The sequence below is a fragment of the Halorubrum sp. Atlit-8R genome, assembly GCF_003666025.1.
In the GTDB taxonomy this organism is placed as follows: Archaea; Halobacteriota; Halobacteria; order Halobacteriales; family Haloferacaceae; genus Halorubrum; species Halorubrum salinarum.
Genome location: NZ_QPLV01000004.1, coordinates 328,758 through 352,335, shown reverse-complemented (window position 1 = coordinate 352,335; position 23,578 = coordinate 328,758). Strand labels below are relative to the sequence as shown.

The window sequence follows — 23,578 nt, the reverse complement described above, 5'->3', positions numbered from 1 at the left end:
TCTCGTGGGGTGTCCGCTCTCGCTCCACAAAATCCAAGTCAATCCACTCAGTAGAGTCGATGAGGCGGTTGGATTCGCACATAGACACTCGAACTACCGACCGCCTCGTTCTTAACTTAACATCGCCATCTGCTACCGCATGCCGTTATTATTGTTATTATCAGTCGGGCCGCTGTAGTGTGTCCACCCCCCGTGTGCGGATTTAGTGCCTAATAGGGGTGTTTCAGCACACACTAGATCGTCGTGAAACACATACTAAACAGCTGTAGTGTTTATATATGTGAAGAAAATAAAGCCGTTATACCGCTATTTCGGCCACAAAACAACGTGAGATTGGGTTAGAAACTGATACAGAGTGTTTTTCAGACTCTCGTTAGTAGGGTCGTTCATCGGGCAACAACATTGTCTTCTGTTCCTCGTTGAGGAGGTCCCCTAGGAGGAAGCGAGCCGATACGGCGTCTGCGATACGAACCAGTACGGCGAGATCACCGACGTGGTCGAAAAGCCCGAGGACTCGCCGATCAACCTCGTGACGACCGGCTTCTACACCTTCTCGCCCGCTATCTTCCACGCCTGCCATCTCGTCCAGCCGTCGAACCGCGACGAGTACGAGATCAGCGACGCGATTGATCTCCTCATCCAGTCGGGCCGCACCATCGACGCCATCGGCCTTGACGGCTGGCGCATCGACGTGGGGTATCCCAAGGACCGCGACGAGGCCGAGCGTCGGCTTCAGGGCGACGAGACCGACGAGGAGACCGAGACGGTCGTTAAGTCAGACGCCTGAGACGACAGCGAGCAGTATCGTGGAACTACGGGGAAGCACTTTGTTCACGAGGTGCTGTGCCAACGTTCCCGTTTGAACTTGTAATGGGAATGGCCACCTCGAAACCATCGTAGATTCACCGCCTACAGCGAAGGAATTTGGCTGAAGATCTGCTTGATCGGTACTAATAAGCACGGGAGAAAGGACTCAGTCCCAGATCGTGTTGTACCCGGCGTCACCGATAACACCGTCAGTCGTGAGGATCGCATCAGTCTCTTGTGCCCGGTGACTCGCGACGATCAGGCCGTCGTGGATGCTGAACTCACCAAGCAGTTGGGCGTATTCTGCCAACTCCGCATCACCGACAGGCGCGACCGAGATCGGTCCGTTTCCAACCAGCGCTTGACGGGCGTCCTCCGGTGTCCCCGTGAGAGAGATGCCCCGAACGTCCTTGTCGCGGGAAACCGAGTACAGCACTTCAGCGATCGCCGTACTCGGTGTCTCGATGACCGTTTCCCCGGCTTCAGCTTCAGCGAACACCTGGTCAGCCTCTGGCGGGAGCGCGTCGACGAGATAGACTAGCAACGAGACGACGTCAGCAGTGTATGCTGCCATTTCAGGCCTCCTCGTAGTTCAGATCACGGCGATCTCGGACGCGCTGACCCAACTCCTCGGCGATCTCCTCGCGCTTCGCATCCGAGGTGTCGTCAGGAACGAGCATCCCGCGTCCGCCGGTACGAGTACGCTTTTTCACCACGATCCCCTCGTCAGTGTCCATCCAGACGACCTCGTCACCGGGATTTAGGTCGTACTTCTCGCGGAGTTCGTGAGGGATCGTCGCTTGGCCCTTCTCTGTGACACGGGTAGACTTACTCATACGCAGTAATACTAGTCGTAATACCTTTTGTCTTGCGGAGGGTGAATCGCCTCGGGGTCAAGCCCCGAGGCTTCCCGTTTCCACGACATGACTTGCAGACACGGACTCAAAGTGAGTCGTGTCCGTAGCGGTCACAGTCTCCACGGGCGTGTCTTCGGGCCATCCCACCCCTAATTCAGCAAAGCCTCTCTGTAAGACGTTCATCGCCGCATTCGCGTCCCTGTCCGTCTCAAATCCACACGACGGACAGGAGTGTTCCCTGACCCAGATGGGTTTCGCTGACTCCACACCGCACGACGCGCATTCTTTGCTCGTGCCTCGGGCTTCGACCTGCACGACGTGACTGCCGTACAATTCTGCTTTGTATTCGAGCAAGGTGATGAACTGTCGCCACGCCGCATCCTGCTTGTTTCGAGTGTTGTGCGACTGTTCAAGCATCCCCTTCACGTTCAGGTCTTCGACGAATACGGCGTCGTACTCGCGGACAAGCCACGTCGTTATTTTGTGCTGGTAGTCCAGCACCTTCCGGCGAATCCGACGCTTGAGTTTGGCAACTTCGACTCGTTGTTTCTCGTAGTTGTTCGACCTCTTATCCTTCCGAGATAACTTACGCTGTTCGCGTCCGAGTCGCTCGTAGTCGTCTTCGAGGTCGAGCCAATCCACGGTTTTGCCGTCGCTGGTGTGGATGTAGTTGAGTATTCCGAGGTCGATGCCGACGCTGTTGCTCGCGTCCAGCGATTCCACGTCGGGTTTCTCGGGGAGATCGGCGTCGTCGGTTTTGAGGCCGAAGGAGACGAACCACTCGCCAGTCGTCTCCTTCTTGAACGTGACCTCTTTGATCGTGGCGTGGTCGGGAATCGGGCGGTGGTAACGAATCTTCACCCAACCGATTTTGCTGAAGCGGGCGTACGCGAACCTGTCTTGGCCCCTCTTTTCATCGAGGTCGAAACCAGACTGGTTGTACGTGACGCTTCGATAATCGGTGGGTGCTTGCCGTTTGAGCCGACCAACGTTGTATCCCCTCTCCTTCTTCTTGCGAAGGTTCGAGAGGTTCCGATAGAAGCGTGCGACAGTAGCTTGGGCGGCCTTCGAGTGTAGTTTACCGAAGACAGGCCACTTTCGCTTCCAGCCGGGAAGTTTGTTGTTCTGGTCGTACTCACTCGGCTTATTTTTTCCGGGGCTTGTTCGTAGTCCCAGCGGACGTGGTTGTAGAGCTGGCGATGAACATCCAGATGGTGTTCCAGTCCAGCCGCTACCTTTTGTGTCGGGTAAGCGTGGTAGCGGCGACTGTGTTCCATCGCTGTCTATTGATTAGTGATGTGTTCATTTAGTGGTTTGTATCACGAGTTGTCGGCTTCATCCCCGAGGTCAAGCCTCGGGGTATTCGCCTTGTCCGCCGATAAAATACGTCTTGGCTGAATTTTCTTGTGATGATGCGATGTGAATCCTCGTATGGAACCGAATGCTGATCAGTCACAGATACGCTCTGCTCTCAAGGATGTGGTCTGTGCTGATCCGGATGTCGTCTTCACCGTTGTATTCGGATCACAGCTTTCGGGAACGGCTACGCATTCATCAGATTTTGATATCGCTGTCAATCCGAACAGAGAGACCACGCCTGCGCGGAGACTAGAGTCGCTCACAGCAGCAAGCTGGGGATCGACAGACAGTCCGCTAACGATGAGGCTCACTCCAAGCAACCCGAACACGGCCCCGCAGATTCCGAAAAGAGAGGCAGCAGTCGGCTGTGCGGACGTGAGATTCGCATAAGCCGCCATCACACCCAGTGTCCGAGTAAGTAGACGGCACCAACCATGACGGTTCCACCGAACGCCTCACGAGTACCGAACGGGAGGGGAATCAGCCCGGAGCTGCGCGGCTTATCATCTGCCGGTTCCTCGGACGGCGCGCTGTCACCGTCACTCCTGTTTGTGGTTGACTCACCATTGGAGCTGTCCCCGTTGTCGACTGTCGTCTCATTGTTCGGTTTGCTGTCGCCGGTCGTCCCATTGCCGTCCAGTTCGTCGTCGGCCGTGCCACCGCTAGCGGGGGACGCTGGCTCATCCTCGTCGAGAGTCGTCGTTGCCGGGTCACGCTCAACGACAAGGGTCCCGTTGTGTACATCACCGTCAAGCCGGAGGCTAAATGGGTAGGTGCCCGGTTCAAGATCGGCGGTCGTCGTCCCAAAATCAAAAGACCGAGACTCACGAGGGTCAAGCCGCACCCCCCACGAGCCGGCGACAGTGCTGTTTTCTACAGTAAGTGCGAGTTCTCCTTCACCACGAAATCCGCCAACATTACGAGCTACTACAGTGATCGCTGAGAGGTTTTCGCCCTCAGTAACGGTGACATTCTGTGTAGCATTGCTGATCATGAGTCTATCTGGGTTGTCGCTATCACTGACAATCACAACTGTTCTACTGTCACGGTGGGTTGACCCTTGGTATAGATTGTAGTTCAAACGCGTTCCCGGAGTTAGCTCATCGGTATCGAAGCTGATACTAAATTCCCCGTCAGAGATATCTAATTGTGACTCCTTGCGGTCTGGCGTGCTACCAGCGTCATTAACGAGTGTTACAGAGGTTTCGACAGCCGGCAGGAGCGACGTAGTTCCGGTAATACGTCCATTTTCAGCTTCAACGAGAATCTCACCGTCATTGGTGACGTGGTCGTATCGAACGAACCGCTCTTCGATACTGAATGATGCTTCAGCGTGTGTGCTGGTGTCACTGACCCCCCAATATGGGAATAACTCCGGGTGCTCGCTACCAGAGTCCACTGGATTGAATGGGTCCGGCGGGCTTGTTTGGTCCGTGTTGTTGAAGCGATACCGCATGTCTTCAGCCCCCTCAAGCGAAAATTTAACAGAGAACTTGTCGCCTGGTTCAGGGTTGTGGGTGAACGGACCATCATCGCCTGTGTTTAACACTAGATAGAACTGGGTGGGCGCACTTGGGGTGTTCAATTCACCATCGTCTGCCAAGATAACCGTCACATCATCCGCATTTGCTTGAGAAAGGTCAAGTTCTGACCGTGGCTCGTTTCCGCTCGGGTTTGTCTGTTGTACTTGAAGTGAAACACCCTCCTCGGCCGCAAGCAGGTCAACTAACGCTTGAGCGTCGACAGCTTCTCCAGCTTTAATAGAGTCGGCATCTGCGGCGAAATACGATAGAGCACCCCAAATACCAGTCGACTCAAATCCAAGCACAACGCGGTTTCCTTCCGTCACAGTAGTGCGCTCAAGACCATTCTTTCTGAGGCTGTTGAGTGATTCAGTATCAATATCTTCGGTAGCTATTTTAGGGTCAACACTAGTGAACACCTCAACCTTATCACTGAGTTTTGGCTTTTTTAGGATAAGATCCGCCTGATCGGCAGCAGCTGTCGGTGTCACTACTCCGGAGTCATCCACAGTGAACGTTCCGTCAGTAATCGCCAGACGATATCGCTGCGGTACTAACGGGCGAACCAGTCCACTAGCCCCGGTTGCCCCGGACGACGCAGTCAAGTTTGAGAGACTATCGGCTATGGGATCTCCATTCGTATCACGGAACTCAAGATCACAGGAGACTTCCTCAAGCGCACAGCTTTGTACATTTGTTTCTTCTGTTCCGATAAGTCGCGTGTTAATTGTCGTTGTGCTACCGCTGATTTTGATAACATCGACAAATCCGACTGTTTGACCGGTGTTACTGATCTGGTTCCCACCGACCAGCAAATATGCTGCTCCATCTGGATCTGGGTTATTATACCCATGGGCAATCTCGATTGGATCGCCTGCGACACCAGTGTACCTTGATTTTGTGAACTCGCCTGTAATAGATGCCTGGCTAGCAGAGTCAGTTACTCCAGAGGAGGCAACTGAATCTATCGGATAACTATCAGAATTAACCGGTGAGGATTTGTCAACGTTAATACCAGCCACAGGTAAGCCAGTTGTAAGTAACAAACAGCAGAGTAGAAGTAATATACCTCCGACCGATATGAAGCGAGTCCTTGATGTCAGAAGCCACGTGCTGCGGGACCTGTCCGACTTGCTACCGCGCGACTCGCTACTTTGAGAGGACTTTGAATTCAATGATTGGGGGTCAGGCTGGTTATTTCGTTTCATCAGTATTGAGGTGGCGTGATTGAGCCAACACACGCCTATCAGTTGCTGGTATAAGATTTCTACTCACCTACAAAAGCATACTTCCTTGATTATCAGGTTGTATAACTCAGCAGAGTCGCGCTAATCGGATCGCAATTTGGCCATTCTCGACGACGGCGTACTCACCGTTCGGACCGGGCGACAGCTCGATTGCGAGAAGCGCGTCGGCATCCTCAGCGACGTGGACGCTGACACCTCGAGTTGCGCTCACGCTCGTGAACGCGCCGGTGCCGACCGCCGCGGGGGTACCTGCTGCCGCCATACCGAGCGTGGCAAAGAGCCTTCGTCAATTCATATTCCGTTGTCAGGGGTTAGTTGATCACCGCCCCATTCTCCGTGCTCGCACTCGCTGATGTTCCTTCGTAAGGCATCTTTCGTCTGTTCAATCGCATACTTGTCGTTAACCGATCCAGTTGCTTTGTATTGTTCTGCTTGACACCCATTCGGGCCTTGCTTGAACCGCAAAACTGCTGAACTGACTGATTGAGTCGTATCTTGACCACAGCCTCTGTCTTCAGGGGAAAAGGCAGGCCGGTCACCGCACTGGTGTCTCAAGGTCGGCTGCGCGCCGCACACGATAGAACCGCACCCACCGCGTGAGCACCCGCCAACACACGGCCGCGGCGGCCGCCCCGATTGCATTCACAAGCAGGTCGCCGACATCGGCGGTTCGCGCGTCCAGCGTCGACTGGAGCAGCTCGATGCTCCCGCCATACCCGACGGCGACGAGGAACACAACGACCAACACAGTCCGGTCGCGCCACGCCGAATCCTGAAACGCGTACGCAAGCGTCACCGCGAGGCCGGCGTACGCCAGCCCGTGGAGCCATGTGCTGTACGGGAGAACGCCGAACGGCCCGGTTCGAATCATGCCACTCCCGGGCGGTGTAACCACCGAGAAGTAGAGGATCGTCGCCGCGACCGCGAGAACCCCTGCCAGCCGGAGCGCACGTGGCACGAGCGGGAGCCGCAGGCGACCCATTATGGCCGAGTCGTCTCGCAGGACCGACAAAAGCCTGCGGATTCGGGTTCCCGTGCCGGATCGGCGAACGGGTACGCTTTTTACCTGCGCGCCGGTCATCGATGATAATGTTGCGCTTGGAGGGATCTCTATGGAGTTGATCGACGACGAGGGGCGACTGTTCGGGGCCGTCAACGTCATCGACGCGCTCGTCGTTCTGCTGATCGCTGCCGTTGTCGTTGCGGGCGCCGCGTTCGTCCTCACCGACGGTCCCGCACCCGCACCGGAGACGGACACCACCTACGCGACACTTGATGTCGGCACCGTCTCCCCGTACATCGTTGACGCAATCGAGGAGGGTGACACCCACAGCCCCGACAGCGCGTCCACGCTCCGCGTCACGGACGTTCATCTCACGCCGCAGGGCAATCAGACGCGGGTCATTCTCCGTGTGGCCCTCGAAGGAGAACTCAACAGTCAGGACAGTCTCACCTATGCTGGTGCACCACCCCGTCTCGGCCGTACACTGGATATCACCACCGACCGCTATCAGATCAACGGTCAGATTCGTGACGTGGGCGACAACGACGCGCTCGCGACCACCCAACAGCGCGTGTTGCTGTCCAGTCACGTCGATGCGGGCACCGCTGCGGCAGTCACGTCAGGCGATGAAATCCGGCTGAGCGGCCGCACAGTGGCTCGAATCGAGAACGTGACCTCCTACGCCACCGGGGAGCCGACCACCCGGCAACTCCTCGTTGCGGCGACGCTCACCGCCCACCGCCAACAGGACCGGCTTCGCTTCGGGGGCACGCCGGTGCGACGCGGGCAGACAGTAACGCTCCCCGCAAGCGAGTACACACTTGACGGCCAGATCGAACAGGTCGGCGGAGAGCTGAGCCTCGGTACAGCGACTACTCGAACGGTCACCCTTCGAATGGACGAGGTGCGCGAGGACTTTGCAGACGCCATTGAGCCGGGGATGGTTGAACGCACCGGTGACACCACGGTTGCCCGGATTACGAGCGTGAAGACGGAACCGTCGCTTATCATCACCACCGGCGAGAACGGCAGCGTCAATGTTGTCGATCACCCGATCAACCGCGACGTAACCATCGCCGCCGACCTACAGCTCCGCGAAACGCCAAGTGGGCTCACGTTCAAGGGCGAGCAGCTTCGGCAGGGGTCGACCGTGACTCTCGATCTCGGGACGGTGGTCATTGAGGCGACCGTCGTCAGCGTGGGAGGGTGAGCAGAGACCCAGCAGATACCGCACTCGCATTAGGGCCCACCGGAGTCGTAACCCCCATACGCGTGACAAGCCAATGAACTCGCAGATGGAAAACACGGCCGAATCGGAGGAGCTGCCGGACGATAGCACCGTCCAACGAGCGGTCCAAGGCTCCCGACTCGGCCGGCTAGGACAGTGGATCGCCGGTGCGGTCCGCGACTCGTATTTGTACCGGTGGCTGACTGCTGAACCAGACCCGGACGTGATCGTGATAGATCTCCGGGAGACGTGGACAGTCGGCCCGGTCATTCGCCTTCTTGACGCGGCCATCGACCGTCTCGCACCTGCCGTCAGAGAGTCACGGGTCGCCGGGGCCGTCCAGACGGGCGCGACGGTCACCCGCCAGCAGCCCGCGGTCGTCGCCGGCCTCGGACTTCTCGTTGCGGGCGCACTCGTGGGGGTAGCGAGCGTCGGCGCGGGCACGCTCGGTACAACCCGACTCGCGTTGACGGCCGTCACACTCATCACCGGCGCCCTCGCCACCCGCGAGCGGCGGAGTTGGACCGAACTCCGCGAGACTCGGCCAGTCAGGCTCCTTCTCGCCGCGCTCGAACCGCCTGAGCCGCAGGAAGAGCACACGCCCGGTAACGATCCAAGCGACGACTCAGACGACAAGTAGCCGCCGCAGGTTCACCCGCCCAAAGCCGGCCGCTTAAGTGAGTGCCCGTGTCCGAGTTGAGTAGTGACCACCACGGAGCTGCTTGTCGCGATACTTGCCGGGATCGTCCAGGGCGTGGTCGAGTGGCTCCCCGTCTCGAGTCAGGGGAATCTCTCGCTCGTGCTCACGCTCGTCGGCACGGATCCCGCGGTCGCCGTCCAGCTCGCACTGTTCCTCCAGCTGGGGACGACCCTGTCGGCCGCAACCTACTACCGTGACGAGATCGCGACCATCCTGAACACACTTCCCGGGTGGCGGCCCGCGACAGCATACAACGCCGACCACGCGATCGCGACGTACGTCGTCGTGGCGTCGCTGTTCACCGGCCTCGTCGGCATTCCGCTGTACGTTCTCGCCGTGGATCTCGTCAGCGACCTCAGGGGCGGCGTGTTCATCGCCGTCATCGGCGTGCTCCTCGTGATCACCGGGCTGCTCCAGCAGGCCTCAGACAGCGCCAGTATGGGCGGCCGCGAAACCCCGTCGCTCATCGATTCGATTCTCGTCGGCAGCGCGCAGGGGTTCGCCATCCTCCCCGGTATCTCGCGGTCAGGCGTGACCGCAAGCACGCTGTTGTTCCGCAGCTACGACCCGCCGACCGCGTTTCGGCTCTCCTTTCTGCTGTCGATTCCCGCATCTGTTGGTGCGGCCGCGCTCACCCTTGCGAGCGCGGGCGGGCTACCCGGGATCGCGCCAGTGCCCGCGGCGGTCGCGCTCGGCGTGAGCGCCGTCGTCGGCTACCTCACCATCGACGCGCTCATGCGCGTCGTCGAGCGCGTGCCGTTCGCAACAGTGTGTTTCGCGCTGGGCGCGCTCGCGATCGTCGGCGGGGGCGGAATTACGCTCGTCGTGTGAGTCAAGCACCGCACGCAAGCGGAACGCTGAATAAAAACGAACTCAATCGGGCGTCGACTCCCACAGCGCGCCGACCCGCTCGTCGACCCACGGGAGTATCGTCTGTTCAACGACGCGCGTGAGGTCAGTCACATAGTCTCGGTCGACCGCAGCGTCCGTGGCCGCGTCCGGCAGCGGATGGAAGTGGTCCCGGGCGTTGTGCGGCTGGTCGTGGCGATCCCAGCGACACCGTCGCCGGTCGCCGGCACGCGTCTCGTGGTACGAGACGTGAAACTCACCGTTCGTGTATGCGCGAACGTCGAGCGAGACGCCGTCGACTGGCTCGGGATAGTACTCGGCGTCGAGCGTCACGACGAGGCTCTCCGGCTTGTTCGACGGGAACAGCGACGTCTGGCGCACCTCGTCCCGTCGACCGAACGCGCGACCGAGATACCGAAGGGTTGCCACGTCGACGGACCGCGACGGGTCGGAGTCGGTCACGCGGCGTTCTCCTCAAGAGAGGAGTCAGAGCCGCGGTCGCGACGGACCGCCTCCAGTCGGTCGATCCGTTCCCTGACGGTGTGCCACTCGCTCAACGCAAGCCACACCGTCTCGACGTCGTCGTACGCCGCGTGGTCGAGCGCGTTCACGTCGGTCGGCGACTCGGCGCCGAAGCGCTCCCGGAACGCGGACTCGCGCTCGGTGAGCTCGGCGAGCCTCTCGTGGAGCTCGTCGCGTGACAGGGCTTCGAGCCGGTTCCGAAGTCGCCACTCGAAGTACGACTCGTTGCGGACGTACGTGAGCGGGGACTCCGAGACGCGTTCGACGACGCCGATATCGGCCAGCCGCTTGAGATGCCGCCGAGCGGTGTCCGGCGCGCACGAGGCGCGCTCGGCGATCGCCGATACGCCCGCCGGGTCGTACAGCTGGAGGGCAACCCGGTACACACGCTCGTCGGCGGGCTCAGCGTCGAGATCCGCACTGAACCCCTCGGCGAGTCCGAACGCCTCGCCCGGATCGTCGGCAGGCATACCCGTCAGTAGCGGAAGAGACTATATAATTCTGGTGTCGTCGAACTATTTACTCTATCGAGACCGCGGGCAGCGGATTCGATGAACTTCGGGTCCCGTCGCCTCAGTCTGCGCCCGTTCCCACCGGCGTGTGCGACGCGGGCTGGCCCGTGTCAGTACCGCCGCCGGCCTCCGCCGCCAGCGTCTCCACGTTCGCGAACACGAAGCCGGCGAAGCCAACCCGGAGCAAGAGGTCGAGGTACTCCAGCGTCACCGCGGCGGTGAACTGATCGAACACCCCAACAATCTGGAGCATCGCCCACGCGATTAGCACGCCGAACGCGAACAGCACGAGGTTCCGCGTCTTCTTGTAGAACAGCTCGCGGGCGGGCGGCTGCCGGGCGGCCGCACTCGCGATGGGGCCGAAGTACAGCCCGACGAGCGCGACGTAGCCGACAAGGATGCTCGCCGTGCCCGCGGTCGCGAGCGCGCCGTCGAACACCGCCGCGAAGTCGTAGCCGACCCGCATCGCGACGACCAGCGCGACCACGCCGCCGACGTACCGCCGGCTCGCCCCCGAGACGAACGCCGCGAACCCGAAGAGGAACGGGTACGCCACGTAGTCGGAGAGCAACTGCCCGGCCTCCAGCGTGCCGTTGGCGACCGCAAACGTGCCGATCCCGGCGCCCCAGGAGGCGATCCCGACGCCCGCGAGCGCCACGACCGCGACGAACGGGTAGCAGTACCGCCGCAGGGCGGCGGGCTTGCGCCGCGCCAGCGCGAGCAGCACCACGGCCGAGACCGCGTACACGCCCGCGGAGGCGAAGCGCACCGTCGACGGCTCAATCATCGGCGCTCACCTCCGCGTCGCCGGCGGTCGGACTCGCGGCGGCCGCCGCCGCGCCGCCGGCCTCCCCCGCATCCGATCGCGTCTCGAACTGCGCGAGCCGCTCCGTGAGCGACGCGGTGCGCTCGGAGAGCGCGGTCGCGGTCTCCGCGAGGTCGCCCACCGTCTCCGCCGTCTCGTCGGCGGTCGCCGCGAGCGTCCGCGCGCGGTCGGCGGCGTCGGTGGCGGAGCCGTGGACGGCCTCGACGCGGGCCGCGACCGACTCGATCCCCTCGGCGCCCTCGTCGGTCGCCCGCGCGATGTCGCCCATCGCGACGTCGACGTCCTCGACGGTGCCGGTGAGCTCCTCGATCGCCTCGCCGGCGGCCTCGACCGCCGCGGTCGTCTCGTCGAGCTCCGTCATCGTGCGGTCCATCTCGCCGGCGACCGCCGACACGTCCTCGGTCACGTCGCCGATCGTCGCCTCGATCTCCGTGGTGGACTCGCGGGTCTCCTCGGCGAGCCCCTTCACCTCGTCGGCGACGACCGCGAAGCCGTCGCCGTCGCCGCCCGCCCGCGACGCCTCGATCGAGGCGTTCAGGGCGAGGATGTTGGTCTGCTCGGCGATGTCGGCGATCACGTCGGTCGTCTCCGCGACGCCGTCCATCCGGTCGTCGAGGCCGGCGACGAGGTCGTCGAGGTCCTCGAGGAGGTCGGCGATCGCGGCGATGGCCTCGACCGCTTCGGTCGCGCGCTCCTCGCCTTTTTCGCCCAGCTCCGCCGCGGCGCTCGCGTCGCCGGCCACCTCGTCGGTGGTGGAGGCGATCTCCTCGACGGTCGCGGAGAAGTCGTCGGTGTCGTTGGCCGTCTCCCGTAACCGCTCGGTCTGCGCGTCCAGCTCGTCGGCCAGCTCGCGCATCTCGGCGGCCACCTCCTGGTTCATCGCGGCCACGTCGTCGGCCTCCGCGGCCATCTCCTCGCTCGTGGCCTCCACGTCGCCCGCGAACGCCTGGATGTCCTCGACCGTCGTCGAGAGCCCGCCGGTCATCTCGTTGTACGCCGTCGTGATGCGCTCGATCGCGTCGACCTCGCTGTCGGCGTCGAGCCGGCGGGTGAGGTCGCCCTCGGCGGCGTCCTCCATGGCGCCGCCGATCTCCTCGGCGCGCGTCAGGAGGGTGTCGGACAGCTCTTCGGCCTCCTCGCGGGCGGCTTCCGCCTCGGACTGCGCCCGCTCGGACTCGGCGACCGCGTCCCGGAGCGACCGCCGCGTCTCGTCGAAGGCCTCGAAGAGCCGGCCGATCTCGTCGCCGCGGTCGGAGGTCGCGCTCGCGTCGAACTCGCCGCGCCCGACCGCCTCCGCGGTCTCCGTCAGCCGCCGCAACTCGACCGCGACGTTCCCGATCAGGACGATGCCCAGGAGCCCGAGGTTCAGCGTGACGACGACGCCGACCGACGCCAGCGCCGCCGTCGCCGCCGCCGCGGTGCCGACCGCCGCCACGTGCCCCGCGAAGAGGGCTATGAAGCCGAGCGTCACGGCGAGCGTCAGGAGGACCGCCGCCCCGACGCGGCGCCCGTACCGCGAGGTGATCGCGTTCAACATACGTATTGTCTGAGCGGACTGAACACCCATACTTAGGATTAAAGTCCCAATTACCGGACACGATAATCGTCGCGAGTGTCGGCGTCGGCGACCTCCGGAGCGCCCGGCAGGAGCCGAGGAGCGGACCGTCATGCCCGGTTTCCGTGTCACCTACGTAACACACGATTCCGGTGGGATTTTTCCGTCTCACGCTGTCGGTCGTCGGTATGGCCGAGGGGAACCGATTTTCCGAGGCGTTAGCCGCGTTCTACGAGGCGACGCACGACCACGGGGACGTCGGCGACGAGTCGTTCTATCTCGACGCGGCTACGAGCGCTGCCGGGCCGGTGCTGGAGGGGGCCTGCGGAACCGGACGGCTCTACCTCGAGCTCCTTCGCAACGGCGTCGACGCCGACGGGTTCGACATCTCGCCGGCAATGCTGGATATCCTCCGGGAGAAGGCCGCCAACGAGGGGGTGACGCCGACCGTGTGGGAAGCCGATCTGCGGGCTGTCGACGCGGACCGGTCGTACGCCTTGACGCTGGTCCCCTACAACTCGATGTGCAACCTCCGACGGGTCGACGACCAGCTTGCCGCCCTCGAGGCGTTTCACGACGTTCTCGAGGCCGGCGGCCGACTCCTGTTCGACGTGTACGTCCCCCGGTACACCGTCATCGCCGAGTCGTTCGGCGAGTGGCAGGAGGTTCGCGAGGTCGAGTACGACGGAACGACGCTGAGAGGGCGTTCCCGAGCCGACATCGCCGATCAGGTGGCCCAGACCTATCGCACGGAGCAGGAGCTCCTCGACGCCGGCGGGGAGGTCGTCGCCCGCGACGAGTTCGTCCTCTCGCACCTTCCGCCCCAACAGGTCGAGTTGCTGGCGCGTCAGTCGCCGTTCGATCAGTGGTCGGTCCAGGGGGGATTCGACGGCGAACCGCTTGCGGACGGAGACGGTATCCAGGTCTGGGAACTGCGGAAGTAGCGTCGGAACCGCTCCGGACGGCGGCCGCGGGCCGCCGGCGATCGGACCGGGGCCGGTGTTTTTCCCGCGGCCGCGCGACGGGGGCCCATGCCCAGCGTCAGCGACACGTACATCGAGAACCGCCAGCGCGTCCAGCCCACTCACACGAACAACTACGCCTCGGCGCACGGGGGGAACGTCGTCAAGTGGATGGACGAGATCGGCGCGATGTCCGCGATGCGCGCCGCGGGCGAGACGTGCGTCACGGCCAACATCGACGGGCTGGACTTCAAGCGGCCGGTCCCGCAGGGCGACACCTGCGTCATCGAGTCGTACGTGTACGCGGTCGGGCGCACGAGCCTCCGCACGCGGATCCGCGCGTACCGTGAGTCCCCGCGGACGGGGGAGCGCGAGCTCACGACGGAGTCGTACTTCGTGTTCGTCGCCGTCGACGCCGACGGAAACCCGACGCCTGTGCCGGAGTTGGAGGTCGCGGGCGAGCGCTGCCGCGAGCTCCGCGACGAGGCGCTGGCCGGAGAGCCGGACGAGGACCGGTAGACGAAGGGCGGTCGGCCGCGAGGGAGCGTCGTCGCGGGGGCCGGCGCCGCGGCGGCTACGCTTATCTCCGCTCCCGGCGTCTATGTGGTATGGTAACGTTACAATCGCGATACGCGCGGCCGAGCACCGGCGGCGGGCTCGCTCGGCGAACGGCGCTCGGCGTCGGCGCCGCGGTCCTGGCGGTGCTGCTCGCGCAGGGACTGGTGACGCTGCTCGGGCTCAACGTGGGCGAGACGGGCGCGATGACGCCCTTCGCGACCGCCCCGCTGGTCGCGTCGTCGGTCCTCGCGGGGGCCGGCGCGGCCCTGGCCTACGCCGTGCTCGTCCGGTTCACCGACCGTCCCGTTCGGAACTTCGTCGCCGCCGCGGGCGTGGTCTTCGCGCTCATGCTCGTCCCGGTGGTCGCGTTCGCGCCGTCGCTCGGCGTGACGGCCGTCGGGCAGGTGGTCCTGGTGGTCTATCACGTCCTCGTGGCGGTGCTGATCGTCGGCGCGCTGATCGGTGTCGGGTCGCGGTGAGCGCCTTCCGCGGGAGCGTTGTCGACACCTCCATGTCGGTTCGGCGTCGTCGATCCGGTATGCGGAGAACCGCAGCGGTGCTCCTCGCCGGTCTCGCGGCGGCGGGCGTCGCCGTCGGCCTGTTGACGCTCGTCGGCGCGTCGACGGCGCTGATCCCGACCGGCGCGCTCGGCGCGGCGATCCCGGTGGCGCTGATCTACGCCGTGATGACGGCGGCCGAGGGCGACGCGTCCGGGTGAGGGCCTCGGCGCCCCGAGCCCCGCCCGCCGCGTCACCCGACGACCCGTTCAGTAGTCGCCGAGCACGCCGAGCCGCCGCGCGCGCCCCGTCGCGTACTGGAAGACGAGGTAGCCGCCGAGGAGGTAGCCGACCGCGACCGCGGCGAGGAGCGCGAGGTCCGCGAGCGGGAACTCCCACAGCCGCACGCCGTCGACCATCACGCGCTGGAGCATGGCGCTGCCGTGCGCCAAGGGGAGCACGCGCGTCCACGGGAGGTCGAAGACGGGCGCGGAGATCAGCGCGACGAATCCGAACTGGAGGAGGTTGAGCCAGTTGCCGATCCGCTTGTACAGCACCGTCACCCCGCCCGCGGCGAAGCCGAGACCGAGCACCGAGACGATCGACAGCCCCGCGACGACGACCACCGTCAGGGGCGCGAGGCTGAGGCGCGTCCCAGTCGCGAGGAGCATCACCGCGAGGATCACGGCGCTCGTGAGGAACGTCCGCACCACCTTCGCGACCCCCTTCAGCAGCGCCACGGGCGCGAAGCCGAACGGCGTGGTGATGTGGCGTTCGAGGGTGCCCCACTGCACCTCGCTGCCGATGTCGTTCGACACCGACGAGTACGCGCCCACCGACAGCGTCCACAGGAAGTAGCCGACGACGATCCCCTCGATCGAGTCCGCGAGCGCCTGCCCGGCGAGCAGCTGGCCGCCGAGGAACAGCGCGGCGAAGAAGAACAGCGACACCACGATCCCCCCGATCGCGTTGGCCGGGTAGCGCACGAAGATCAGGAACTCCCGGTAGAGGACCGCCCGCGCGAGGTGGTAGTAGGTGGCCGGGCGCGGCTCGTCGGTCGCCCGCGCGCCGTCGGCAGCGTCGGCGTCGCCGGTCGGCTCCGCCGTCGACGCCGGTCCCGCGGAGGCGTCCCCGCTCACGGGGACCCGCCTCCGAGCCCCGACCCCGTGCGCTCTAAGAACACCTCTTCGAGGTCCGGCTGGACCGTCCGGATGTCCGAGACGGTGACGCCGGCCGCCCGCAGCGCGTCGGTCAGGTCGTACAGCCGGTCGCCCCCAGCCGCGACCGTCACCGCCGGCGGAGTGGCCTCGCGGTCGACGCCGACGACTTCGAACGCCTCGCGCAGGCCCTCGACCGTCTCCGGCGTGAGGTCCGGGCTCGCCACGCGCACCGCGTCGCTCGCGGCGGCGCCCAAAAGCGCCTCGACGGTGTCGTCGGCGACGATCCGCCCGTTCGACAGCATGACGACGCGGTCGCACACCGCCTCGATCGTCGTCATGTCGTGGCTGCTGACGACGATGGTGAGCCCCTCCTCGGCCGCGAGCCGCCGCAGCTCCGCCCGGAGCGTCCGCGCGCTCTCGACGTCGAGCCCGAGCGTCGGCTCGTCGAGGAACACGAGTTCGGCGCCGCCCGCCAGCACGCTCGCGAGCGACACCTTCTGTTTCATCCCTCGAGAGAGGTCGCGGACCGGCGTGTCCGCCTTGTCCGCCAGGTCGAGGCGGTCGAGCAGGCGGTCGTGACGCGCCGCCACGGAGTCGGGGTCGACGCCGCTGATCGTCGCGAAGTAGCGGAGGTTCTCCCGGACCGTGAGCCGCCAGTAGTCGTTGCGCGCGCCCTCCAGCATCGCGTCCACGTCGGCGTAGGCCGCCCGGCGCCCGTCGCGCACGTCGTTGCCGAACACCCGGACCGAGCCAGCGTCGGGGATGACGATGCCGAGGGCGCACTTGATCAGCGTCGTCTTGCCGGCGCCGTTCGGGCCGAGCAGGCCGACCACCGACCCGCGCTCGACGGTGAGGCTCACGTCGTCGACGGCGACGACCGCGTCGTCGCCCTCGCCGAACCGCTTCGTGAGCCCCTCGACCGCGAGGGCCGGCGGGCCGGGCTGGTCGTCGGGCGGCGCCGCGTCGCCGTCCGCGTCCGTCTCGTCGCGCTCGCGGGGACCGCCGCGCGCGCTCGTCGCGCTCCGTGCCATCGCCTCCCGGTACGCGCCGGCGGCGGATATATCCGCGCTCGCCGGCGACCCTCGGTGTGGACCTCGACCGCTTCGCCGCGGACGCCCCCGACGACGACGCGCCCGGCGACGCCCGCGTCTGCGTCGTCGCGACCCGACCGGACACGTTCGAGCGCTGCCGCGACGGCTTCTACCCCGCGCCGCGGTCGTACGACCGCACCCGCGCCGACTTTGAGTTCATGGCCTTCTACCGCACCGCGCCGGTGTCGGCGGTCACCCACTACGCCCGCGTCGTCGACCGCACCGAACAGACGCGCGGTGACCCCGGACCGATGGACGAGGACGACTGGGCGGCGCTCATCGATCCCTTCTCCGAGGAGCGCGTCGTGGTCGTCTTCGCGTTCGACGACCTCGTGCCGCTCGATAGCCCCGTCGAGAACGACCTGAACGGCGTGCGCGGCGCGTGGTACTGTTCGGTGGCCGACCTCCGGCACGCCGAGACTCTTTCCGCACTCCGCGAGGCGGCCGAGCCGTAGCCCGAGTCACCCGCCGTCGGCGCGGACGGAAGGCGTCGGGGGATCGACGCGCACGGTCCGATCACGGTCGGCGGGCGCCGTCGCCGCGTGCTCGGGGTGGAGACACGCGAACAGCGTCTCCAGCGAGTCGACGAGCCGGTGGCTCGGCCGGTTGAACAGGGCGTTGCCGTCGACGGCGTAGACCCGACCGTCCGCGACTGCCGCGAGGTCGTCGAACCCCGGCCGGTCGGCGAGGTCCCCGACCGCGTCGACGGCGCGGTCGCGGTCGAAGCCGCAGGGCGCGACGACGAGCGCGTCCGGGTCGAACTCGCGCACGTCCGCCCACGCGACCGGCTCGGAGGGGCCGTCGGGCTGGAACGCGGGGTCGCCGCCTGCGATGTCGACCATGTCGCGCACCCAGTGACCGGCGCGGATCGGCGGGTCGGTCCAGTCGAGGACGGCGACGCGGGGGCGCCCCTCGTCGGCGACCGCGCGCTCGGCGCGCTCGCGGACCGCCTCGACGCGCTCGCGGAGGTCGGCCCGGAGGTCGCTCGCGGCCGCCTCGGCTCCGACCGCCGCGCCGATCCGCTCCACGTCGTCGAGGGCGTCGGCGAACGAGTGCGGGTCGCAGGCGAGCACCTCGGGCGCGGGGTCGAGGCGCGCGGCGGCCGCCCGGACGTCGCTCGCGTCGACCGCGCAGACGTCGCAGGTCGCCTGCGTGACGAGGAGGTCGGGATCGAGCGCCGCGAGGCGGTCCTCGTCTAAGTCGTACACGGCGCCGTCGACGTCGCGCATCTGTGCGTCGATGTCGGCCGCCGAGCGGTCCGCGTGGTCGACGACCGTGCTCGTCAGCGTCGGTAGGCCGCGGGCGGCCGGCGGGTGGTCGCAGCTGTGCGAGACGCCGACCGGTTCGACGCCGAGCGCGAACAGCGTTTCCGTGGCCGAGGGGAGGAGGGAGGCGACGCGCATACGCGGACTGAGGGGCTCGGCGATGAAAAGTCAGGGGTCGCCCGAGTAGCGGTTGAATAGGCCGATTCCGTGCGCGAACGGACCGCCGTCGTGGACCGATGACAGCGGCCGGCTCAGCCCTCGGGGAAGAACTTCTCTGGCTTGTCGTGTCGGAACGAGCCGAGGTGGGTCGCGTCGAGCTTCTGGACGTGAGAGTACACCACCCCCTCCTCCTCGGTCACCGATCGGAGTGACTCTCCGTGTCGCTTGTCGTACTGGGCGGCAAGCAAGATGGCGTTCTGGGAGGGTGCGTCGAGCAGCTGAACGAGGAAGAACACTTTCCCGCCGATCTCCCGGTGGAACACGTCGTAGCGCTCGAAGCCGCCCGCTTCGAACGCCTCTCGGAACGCCGACTCGTAGTTGCCGGGAATCACGTGAACGAAGCCGAACCGCCCCTCTTCGCCGACGTCGGGGACTTCGGGCGCGGCGTGGCCGACCGGAATCGCGACGGTCTCCCACCCCTCTGCTTGGAGGTCCGATGCGATCGACTCCATCTCTTGGAGCGTTCGGCGCCACGCGTCCTTCCGCGCCTCGACGCTCGCCGGAGTATCCTCAGTCGGCTCAGGCATGATCCGAGCTATGGAGATGTCACCTAAATACCTCCCGACGACATCAGACGCCGAGCACCGCCTCCAGTCCGAACGACACGAAGAGGATCGCCAGCCCCGAGAGGAACCGTTTCGTCCCGAGCGCGAAGTGCCGGCCGACAGGGAGGCCGAAACGTCGGGTCAGCGAGAGACGGTCGACGACCCGCTGCGTCCGAGAGGGTGCGTCGGGAGCGGACTCTTGGATGTCCGACGGGTCGCTCGGCCAGAGCTGTGCGATACCGACGCCGACCTGTAAGAACCCGCCGACGAACAGCAGGTACTTGAGGACAACCAACGGCTCCGCGAAGAGCGCCCCGACGGCCAACCCGACGAGCGACGCGGCTCCCGCCGTGAGGACAGCGTAGACGACGCCGTCGACTGTTTTGGAGAGAAACACCGCGACCGGCGACCTCCGATCTGTCGACATCACTCGAGGTTGCGGATCGATGACGGCGATTCGTACTCCGCGGCATGGCGGTGACAGTAGCTGGACCGCCCGGCGTCGTCGACGGTGTGGTACTCGGGCGTGTCGGTGTCGCACGGGCCGCCGATCTCCCGTTTCAGGTAGCTCTGAGCGGCCTCGGGGTTCCCGTTGTTCACCTCGTGGACGACGCGCTCGACGTGGTCGGACAGCTCGGCGGGTAAGTCGACGTCACCGAACACCTCTTCGACGATTTCGTCGATGTCGGAGATGCGCGTCTCCAGCCCGAGCAGTTCGCGGGCGATCACGGTTATCGAGCGGTCGGTGTGCGCCCGCTCTCTGAGGATCCCTCGGAGCTCCTCCATCGCCCGCCACGCGTCGTCGTCGACCGAACGGTACTTTTCAGGGCGGATCTTCGTCGGACAGCGCGTCGAGAACGGACAGCCCTCCGGTGGATTCCGGGGACTCGGCGGCGCCCCGCGGAGCGTGATCCGTTCGGACTCGGCGTAGGGGTCCGGTTCGGGAATCGCCGACAGCAGCGAGTGCGTGTACGGGTTCGCGGGGTTCTCGAACAGCTGCTCGGTCTCGCCGAGCTCCATAATGTGGCCGAGGTACATCACCGCGACGCGGTCGGCCAGGTGGCGGACGACCGAGAGGTCGTGCGCGATGAGCAGGTACGTCAGATCGAGGTCGGACTGGAGGTCCCGGAGCAGGTTGAGGATCTTCGCTTGGACCGACACATCGAGCGCCGAGACCGGCTCGTCGAGTACGAGGAACTCGGGTTCGAGCGCGAGTGCGCGGGCGATCCCGATACGCTGGCGCTGGCCGCCAGAGAACTGGTGAGGGTATCGGAAGTAGTGGCTCTCTGAGAGTCCGACCTTCTCCAGCAGTTCGCGCACCCGCTCGTCGCGTTCGGCCTTCGTCTTCCAGTCGTGAACGTCGAGCGGGTCGCGGATCAGCTCTCCAACGGTCATCCGCTCGTTGAGACTCGAGTCAGGGTCCTGAAACACCATCTGTGCGTTCCGTCGCCACTGCTTAAGATCGCTGCCGGAAAGCGTCGTGATATCGGTGTCGTCGAACCGTATCTTGCCGCTCGTAGGCGTTTCAAGTCGAACGAGCGTCCGCCCGAGCGTGGTCTTCCCGCAGCCGGATTCACCGACGAGCCCGAGCGTCTCGCCGCGATGGATGTCGAAGCTCACGCCGTCGACAGCTTTTACCGGATTGTCCGAGAGAAAGCCGTCCGCACCGTAGTGTTTCCGGAGGTTGCGAACGCTGACCAGACTCTCGTCGTCGGCAGTCGCCGCTCGTTGCTCCTGTTCGGGCGTCGTATTCGTTTTACTCATCGTCGGCCTCCGTCTCCGAGTCCGCCGTCTGTCGTTCGTGTTCCTCGATCGCTGCCTCCCGAGTTAGATCGTCCGGGTACAACAGACACGCTGCTTGGTGACCCGATCTCCCGGACTCGATGTCAACCGACGCGGGGTGGACCTCCTCGCACGTGTCGAACTTCTTCGGACACCGCGGGTGGAATCGGCAGTCAGTCGGCGCCTCCGTCGGCGTCGGCACGTCCCCCTCGATCGTTCTGAGGTACGTCTCGTCGGGGAACCGTCCGGGAATGCTCTTCAGTAACCCCTCGGTGTACGGGTGGGCAGGATTCTCGAAGATCTCCCCGACCGGACCGGACTCCACGATCTCGCCGGCGTACATCACGTTCACCCAGTCGCTGATCTCCGCGATCACGCCCATGTCGTGGGTAATGAAGATGATGCTGAGGTCGCGCTCCGCTTGGAGCTCCTGAAGCAGCTCCAGGATCTGCGCCTGAATCGTCACGTCTAGCGCGGTCGTCGGTTCGTCACAGATCAGCAGGTCCGGGTCACACGCCAGCGCCATCGCGATCACCGCGCGTTGGCGCATTCCGCCGGAGAACTGGTGCGGGTACTCGTCGAGTCGCCGCCGGGCGTCAGGGATACTCACCGATTCGAGGAGGTCGATCGCCGCCTCGTCGGCCTCGTCGCCCCGAAGCCCCTGGTGGACCCGCAGCGTCTCTTTGATCTGGTTACCCACCGTGTACACCGGGTTCAGGCTGGTGAGCGGGTCTTGGAACACCATCGCGATCCCACTTCCTCGCACCTCGCGGTATTCGTCTTCCGTCATCCGGGTCAGCTCACGCCCCCGGAACGTGATCGAGGAGTCGTCTCCGATCCGTCCGGGAGCGTCGACCAGCCCCATGATCGAGCGGGCAGTCACGCTCTTACCGGAGCCGGACTCGCCGACAATGCCGACGGTCTCACCCTCCCGAACCTCGAAACTGATCCCCTCGACCGCTCGAACCGTCTCCTTGTCGGTGTGAAACACCGTCTGTAGGTCTTCCACGGCGAGCATCGCTTTGTCACCCTCAGCGGTCGCCGTACGAGGCTCCAGGGTTCGGTTCACGCGCCACCACCACCGGCCGCGGCGGCAGTCGCTTCATCGCCCTCGGCGCTCTGCGGATCGACCGCGTCGCGGATCCCGTCTCCCATCGCGTTGAACGCGGTGACGACCAGCGTGATCAAGAACCCCGGGATCAGCGAGATGTGCCACGAGGCGGAGGCGACGTACGGCTGCCCGAGACTGATCGCTCGTCCCCACTCGGGCGTCGGCGGTGTGATACCGAGTCCGAGGAACGAAAGCCCCGCGACGGATATTATTACCCCACCGAGCGTGAGCGAGGCGTAGATCAGCATGTACCCGACGATGTAGGGAGCCATGTGTTTCCGCATGATCTGCGCAGGATGTTGCCCGTAGTTTTTCGCGGCGTCTATCCACTCCTCTTCGGCAACTTGGAACGACGGCCCACGGATGGCCCGCCACAGATACGGCCAGTATATCAGCGTAAACAGCGCGATGAACAGCAGAGCCCCGTTATACATCGTCGCGATCCAAGTGTTTGAAAACACCACCGCGGCTAGAATGAGGATCATTAACACCGGTAACGCCTGGATCGAGTCGCTGGTGACGACCAGTGCCAAGTCGACGGCGCCTTTGTAGAACGAGGAGATCATCGCGAACGACATCGCGAGGACGCCGGCGCCGAGCATCGAGCTGACACCGATGAACAGCGAGATGCGGGCCCCGTAAGCGAGGAACGTGAACAGATCCTTCCCCGAGGGCAGCGTGCCGAAGGGGTGGAACCGATTGAAGTTGTCGTACTCCCACGGCCCGACGTTGCGCGCGACCGAGCCGACGGAGGTCGACTGCCGGTTCGCCGCTCCGGCGGTCGTCGATTGAACCTCGCCGGTCTCTTCGGAGAAGTACTGGATCTGGTGGGAATACGGGTCCTGGATGTTTTGCTCCATCGTCGTCGGGCTCACGACGGGCGCGAACAGCGCTAACAGGAGGAACAGCGCCACGATGACCATCCCGAACTTCCCCCACTGGTGGCTCCTGAGCCGGTCGATGATGTCGTCCGTCGGCGTCCAGTCCGCGACGCGGTAATGGCGGCGGAACGTGATGTAGCCGAACCACAGCCATCCGCACCAGACCGCCCCGTAAATGAAGACCAGGGTGACCCGAACGAGCCAGGCGTACTTCGGCTCCAGTCCGAGGAACGTGCCTACCCATTCCTCCCCAGTGTAGTAACCCTGGTTCGGCACAAATTCGCGCGAAATCAGCGTCGGAAGCGACTGGGAGGCATCGACCGCGCCGGAGAGCGGGGTAGCTCCGAGGGTGAGCCGGAGGAGGTCGTTCGTCACACCCAGCACGAAAGAGAGCACTGCTCCGAGCTCGGCGAGGAGGAGGAGTGAGGCTCCCACCAGCCATCGGGCGAACGGAACAGGCTGGTCACGCACTCGGTCGCGGTACGTCGTTGTCGTTGCCGTTTGTTCGGCGGACATGGA

At 64.7% G+C, this 23,578-nt stretch carries 26 protein-coding genes and 2 pseudogenes; 10 read left to right on the top strand and 18 right to left on the bottom strand.

Annotated features, from left to right (window positions below):
• Positions 1-412: 412 nt before the first annotated feature.
• Positions 413-787: pseudogene (locus DVK05_RS12685) on the top strand (sugar phosphate nucleotidyltransferase); the annotation flags it as partial.
• 186 nt (positions 788-973) lie between these two features.
• On the opposite strand, the gene DVK05_RS12680 reads toward DVK05_RS12685, so the two are convergent.
• From DVK05_RS12680 to DVK05_RS12670, 3 genes and pseudogenes are all read right to left on the bottom strand, one after another.
• Positions 974-1,381: a hypothetical protein gene (locus tag DVK05_RS12680; RefSeq protein WP_121563783.1), complete on the bottom strand. Its 408-nt coding sequence runs from the start codon at positions 1,379-1,381 to the stop codon at positions 974-976.
• A 1-nt stretch (position 1,382) separates the two neighbouring features.
• The gene (locus tag DVK05_RS12675) at positions 1,383-1,643 is read right to left on the bottom strand and encodes an AbrB/MazE/SpoVT family DNA-binding domain-containing protein (RefSeq protein ID WP_121563781.1); all 261 of its coding nucleotides are present in this window, start codon (positions 1,641-1,643) and stop codon (positions 1,383-1,385) included.
• Between the two features lie 57 nt (positions 1,644-1,700).
• Positions 1,701-2,941, bottom strand: a pseudogene (locus DVK05_RS12670) (RNA-guided endonuclease InsQ/TnpB family protein).
• Between the two features lie 154 nt (positions 2,942-3,095).
• Between DVK05_RS12670 and DVK05_RS12665 the strand changes: the two are divergent.
• Positions 3,096-3,413: a nucleotidyltransferase domain-containing protein gene (locus DVK05_RS12665; protein WP_121563779.1), complete on the top strand. Its 318-nt coding sequence runs from the start codon at positions 3,096-3,098 to the stop codon at positions 3,411-3,413.
• A 7-nt stretch (positions 3,414-3,420) separates the two neighbouring features.
• Here DVK05_RS12665 and DVK05_RS12660 read toward each other — a convergent pair whose 3' ends face one another.
• The 3 genes from DVK05_RS12660 to DVK05_RS12655 all read right to left on the bottom strand — a co-directional run bounded on the left by DVK05_RS12660 (position 3,421) and on the right by DVK05_RS12655 (position 6,775).
• A complete protein-coding gene (locus DVK05_RS12660; RefSeq protein ID WP_233559387.1) occupies positions 3,421-5,568 on the bottom strand; it encodes a BGTF surface domain-containing protein in 2,148 nt (715 codons plus the stop codon).
• A gap of 292 nt (positions 5,569-5,860) precedes the next feature.
• Complete coding sequence (locus DVK05_RS16915) at positions 5,861-6,055, bottom strand: hypothetical protein (RefSeq protein WP_147437772.1); 195 nt, start codon at positions 6,053-6,055, stop codon at positions 5,861-5,863.
• 273 nt (positions 6,056-6,328) lie between these two features.
• Positions 6,329-6,775, bottom strand: a complete 447-nt coding sequence (locus DVK05_RS12655; RefSeq protein WP_121563777.1) for a VanZ family protein — start codon at positions 6,773-6,775, stop codon at positions 6,329-6,331.
• 130 nt (positions 6,776-6,905) lie between these two features.
• On the opposite strand from DVK05_RS12655, the gene DVK05_RS12650 reads away from it, so the two are divergent.
• The 3 genes from DVK05_RS12650 (at position 6,906) to DVK05_RS12640 (ending at position 9,555) form a co-directional block, all read left to right on the top strand.
• Positions 6,906-8,006 (top strand): DUF4330 domain-containing protein, encoded by a 1,101-nt coding sequence (locus tag DVK05_RS12650; protein WP_121563775.1) that lies wholly within the window; start codon positions 6,906-6,908, stop codon positions 8,004-8,006.
• A gap of 73 nt (positions 8,007-8,079) precedes the next feature.
• The gene (locus DVK05_RS12645; RefSeq protein WP_233559385.1) at positions 8,080-8,664 is read left to right on the top strand and encodes a hypothetical protein; all 585 of its coding nucleotides are present in this window, start codon (positions 8,080-8,082) and stop codon (positions 8,662-8,664) included.
• Positions 8,665-8,727: 63 nt separating this feature from the next.
• On the top strand, positions 8,728-9,555 hold the full coding sequence (locus tag DVK05_RS12640; RefSeq protein ID WP_121563773.1) for an undecaprenyl-diphosphate phosphatase: 828 nt from the start codon (positions 8,728-8,730) through the stop codon (positions 9,553-9,555).
• A 42-nt stretch (positions 9,556-9,597) separates the two neighbouring features.
• Here DVK05_RS12640 and DVK05_RS12635 read toward each other — a convergent pair whose 3' ends face one another.
• The 4 genes from DVK05_RS12635 to DVK05_RS12620 form a co-directional block, all read right to left on the bottom strand.
• Entirely contained in the window at positions 9,598-10,035 is a 438-nt protein-coding gene (locus DVK05_RS12635) for a hypothetical protein (RefSeq protein ID WP_121563771.1), read from the bottom strand.
• Complete coding sequence (locus tag DVK05_RS12630; RefSeq protein ID WP_121563769.1) at positions 10,032-10,565, bottom strand: ArsR family transcriptional regulator; 534 nt, start codon at positions 10,563-10,565, stop codon at positions 10,032-10,034. The genes DVK05_RS12635 and DVK05_RS12630 overlap by 4 nt, the downstream gene beginning before the upstream one ends.
• 103 nt (positions 10,566-10,668) lie before the next feature.
• Positions 10,669-11,394, bottom strand: a complete 726-nt coding sequence (locus DVK05_RS12625; RefSeq protein ID WP_121563767.1) for a bacteriorhodopsin — start codon at positions 11,392-11,394, stop codon at positions 10,669-10,671.
• Positions 11,387-12,970: a methyl-accepting chemotaxis protein gene (locus DVK05_RS12620; protein WP_121563765.1), complete on the bottom strand. Its 1,584-nt coding sequence runs from the start codon at positions 12,968-12,970 to the stop codon at positions 11,387-11,389. The genes DVK05_RS12625 and DVK05_RS12620 overlap by 8 nt, the downstream gene beginning before the upstream one ends.
• Before the next feature lie 206 nt (positions 12,971-13,176).
• On the opposite strand from DVK05_RS12620, the gene DVK05_RS12615 reads away from it, so the two are divergent.
• The 4 genes from DVK05_RS12615 (at position 13,177) to DVK05_RS16910 (ending at position 15,226) form a co-directional block, all read left to right on the top strand.
• Positions 13,177-13,932, top strand: coding sequence for a class I SAM-dependent methyltransferase (locus DVK05_RS12615; RefSeq protein ID WP_121563763.1), 756 nt, complete (start codon positions 13,177-13,179; stop codon positions 13,930-13,932).
• A gap of 87 nt (positions 13,933-14,019) precedes the next feature.
• Positions 14,020-14,469, top strand: coding sequence for an acyl-CoA thioesterase (locus DVK05_RS12610; RefSeq protein WP_121563761.1), 450 nt, complete (start codon positions 14,020-14,022; stop codon positions 14,467-14,469).
• Positions 14,470-14,558: 89 nt separating this feature from the next.
• Positions 14,559-14,987 (top strand): DUF6069 family protein, encoded by a 429-nt coding sequence (locus tag DVK05_RS12605; protein ID WP_121563759.1) that lies wholly within the window; start codon positions 14,559-14,561, stop codon positions 14,985-14,987.
• 59 nt (positions 14,988-15,046) lie between these two features.
• On the top strand, positions 15,047-15,226 hold the full coding sequence (locus DVK05_RS16910) for a hypothetical protein (protein ID WP_147437770.1): 180 nt from the start codon (positions 15,047-15,049) through the stop codon (positions 15,224-15,226).
• A 48-nt stretch (positions 15,227-15,274) separates the two neighbouring features.
• Here the strand turns inward: DVK05_RS16910 and DVK05_RS12600 are convergent, their stop codons facing one another.
• Both DVK05_RS12600 and DVK05_RS12595 read right to left on the bottom strand, forming a co-directional pair.
• Complete coding sequence (locus tag DVK05_RS12600; protein ID WP_121563757.1) at positions 15,275-16,144, bottom strand: ABC transporter permease; 870 nt, start codon at positions 16,142-16,144, stop codon at positions 15,275-15,277.
• Positions 16,141-17,196, bottom strand: a complete 1,056-nt coding sequence (locus DVK05_RS12595) for an ABC transporter ATP-binding protein (protein WP_121563755.1) — start codon at positions 17,194-17,196, stop codon at positions 16,141-16,143. The genes DVK05_RS12600 and DVK05_RS12595 overlap by 4 nt, the downstream gene beginning before the upstream one ends.
• A gap of 56 nt (positions 17,197-17,252) precedes the next feature.
• Here DVK05_RS12595 and DVK05_RS12590 point away from each other — a divergent pair, with 56 nt between their 5' ends.
• A complete protein-coding gene (locus DVK05_RS12590; RefSeq protein WP_121563753.1) occupies positions 17,253-17,711 on the top strand; it encodes a hypothetical protein in 459 nt (152 codons plus the stop codon).
• A gap of 6 nt (positions 17,712-17,717) precedes the next feature.
• On the opposite strand, the gene DVK05_RS12585 is transcribed toward DVK05_RS12590, so the two are convergent.
• From DVK05_RS12585 to DVK05_RS12560, 6 genes are all read right to left on the bottom strand, one after another.
• The gene (locus DVK05_RS12585; RefSeq protein WP_121563751.1) at positions 17,718-18,659 is read right to left on the bottom strand and encodes an ABC transporter substrate-binding protein; all 942 of its coding nucleotides are present in this window, start codon (positions 18,657-18,659) and stop codon (positions 17,718-17,720) included.
• Between the two features lie 113 nt (positions 18,660-18,772).
• Positions 18,773-19,267 (bottom strand): hypothetical protein, encoded by a 495-nt coding sequence (locus DVK05_RS12580; RefSeq protein ID WP_121563749.1) that lies wholly within the window; start codon positions 19,265-19,267, stop codon positions 18,773-18,775.
• Positions 19,268-19,310: 43 nt separating this feature from the next.
• Positions 19,311-19,682 carry a hypothetical protein gene (locus DVK05_RS12575; RefSeq protein ID WP_121563747.1) on the bottom strand — a complete coding sequence of 124 codons (372 nt, stop codon included), beginning with the start codon at positions 19,680-19,682 and terminating at the stop codon, positions 19,311-19,313.
• 29 nt (positions 19,683-19,711) lie between these two features.
• Entirely contained in the window at positions 19,712-21,049 is a 1,338-nt protein-coding gene (locus DVK05_RS12570; protein ID WP_121563745.1) for an ABC transporter ATP-binding protein, read from the bottom strand.
• Positions 21,042-22,085 (bottom strand): ABC transporter ATP-binding protein, encoded by a 1,044-nt coding sequence (locus tag DVK05_RS12565; protein WP_121563743.1) that lies wholly within the window; start codon positions 22,083-22,085, stop codon positions 21,042-21,044. Before DVK05_RS12565 ends, DVK05_RS12570 begins: the two co-directional genes overlap by 8 nt.
• Positions 22,086-22,132: 47 nt before the next feature.
• Positions 22,133-23,575, bottom strand: coding sequence for an ABC transporter permease (locus tag DVK05_RS12560; RefSeq protein WP_121563741.1), 1,443 nt, complete (start codon positions 23,573-23,575; stop codon positions 22,133-22,135).
• Positions 23,576-23,578: the final 3 nt, after the last annotated feature.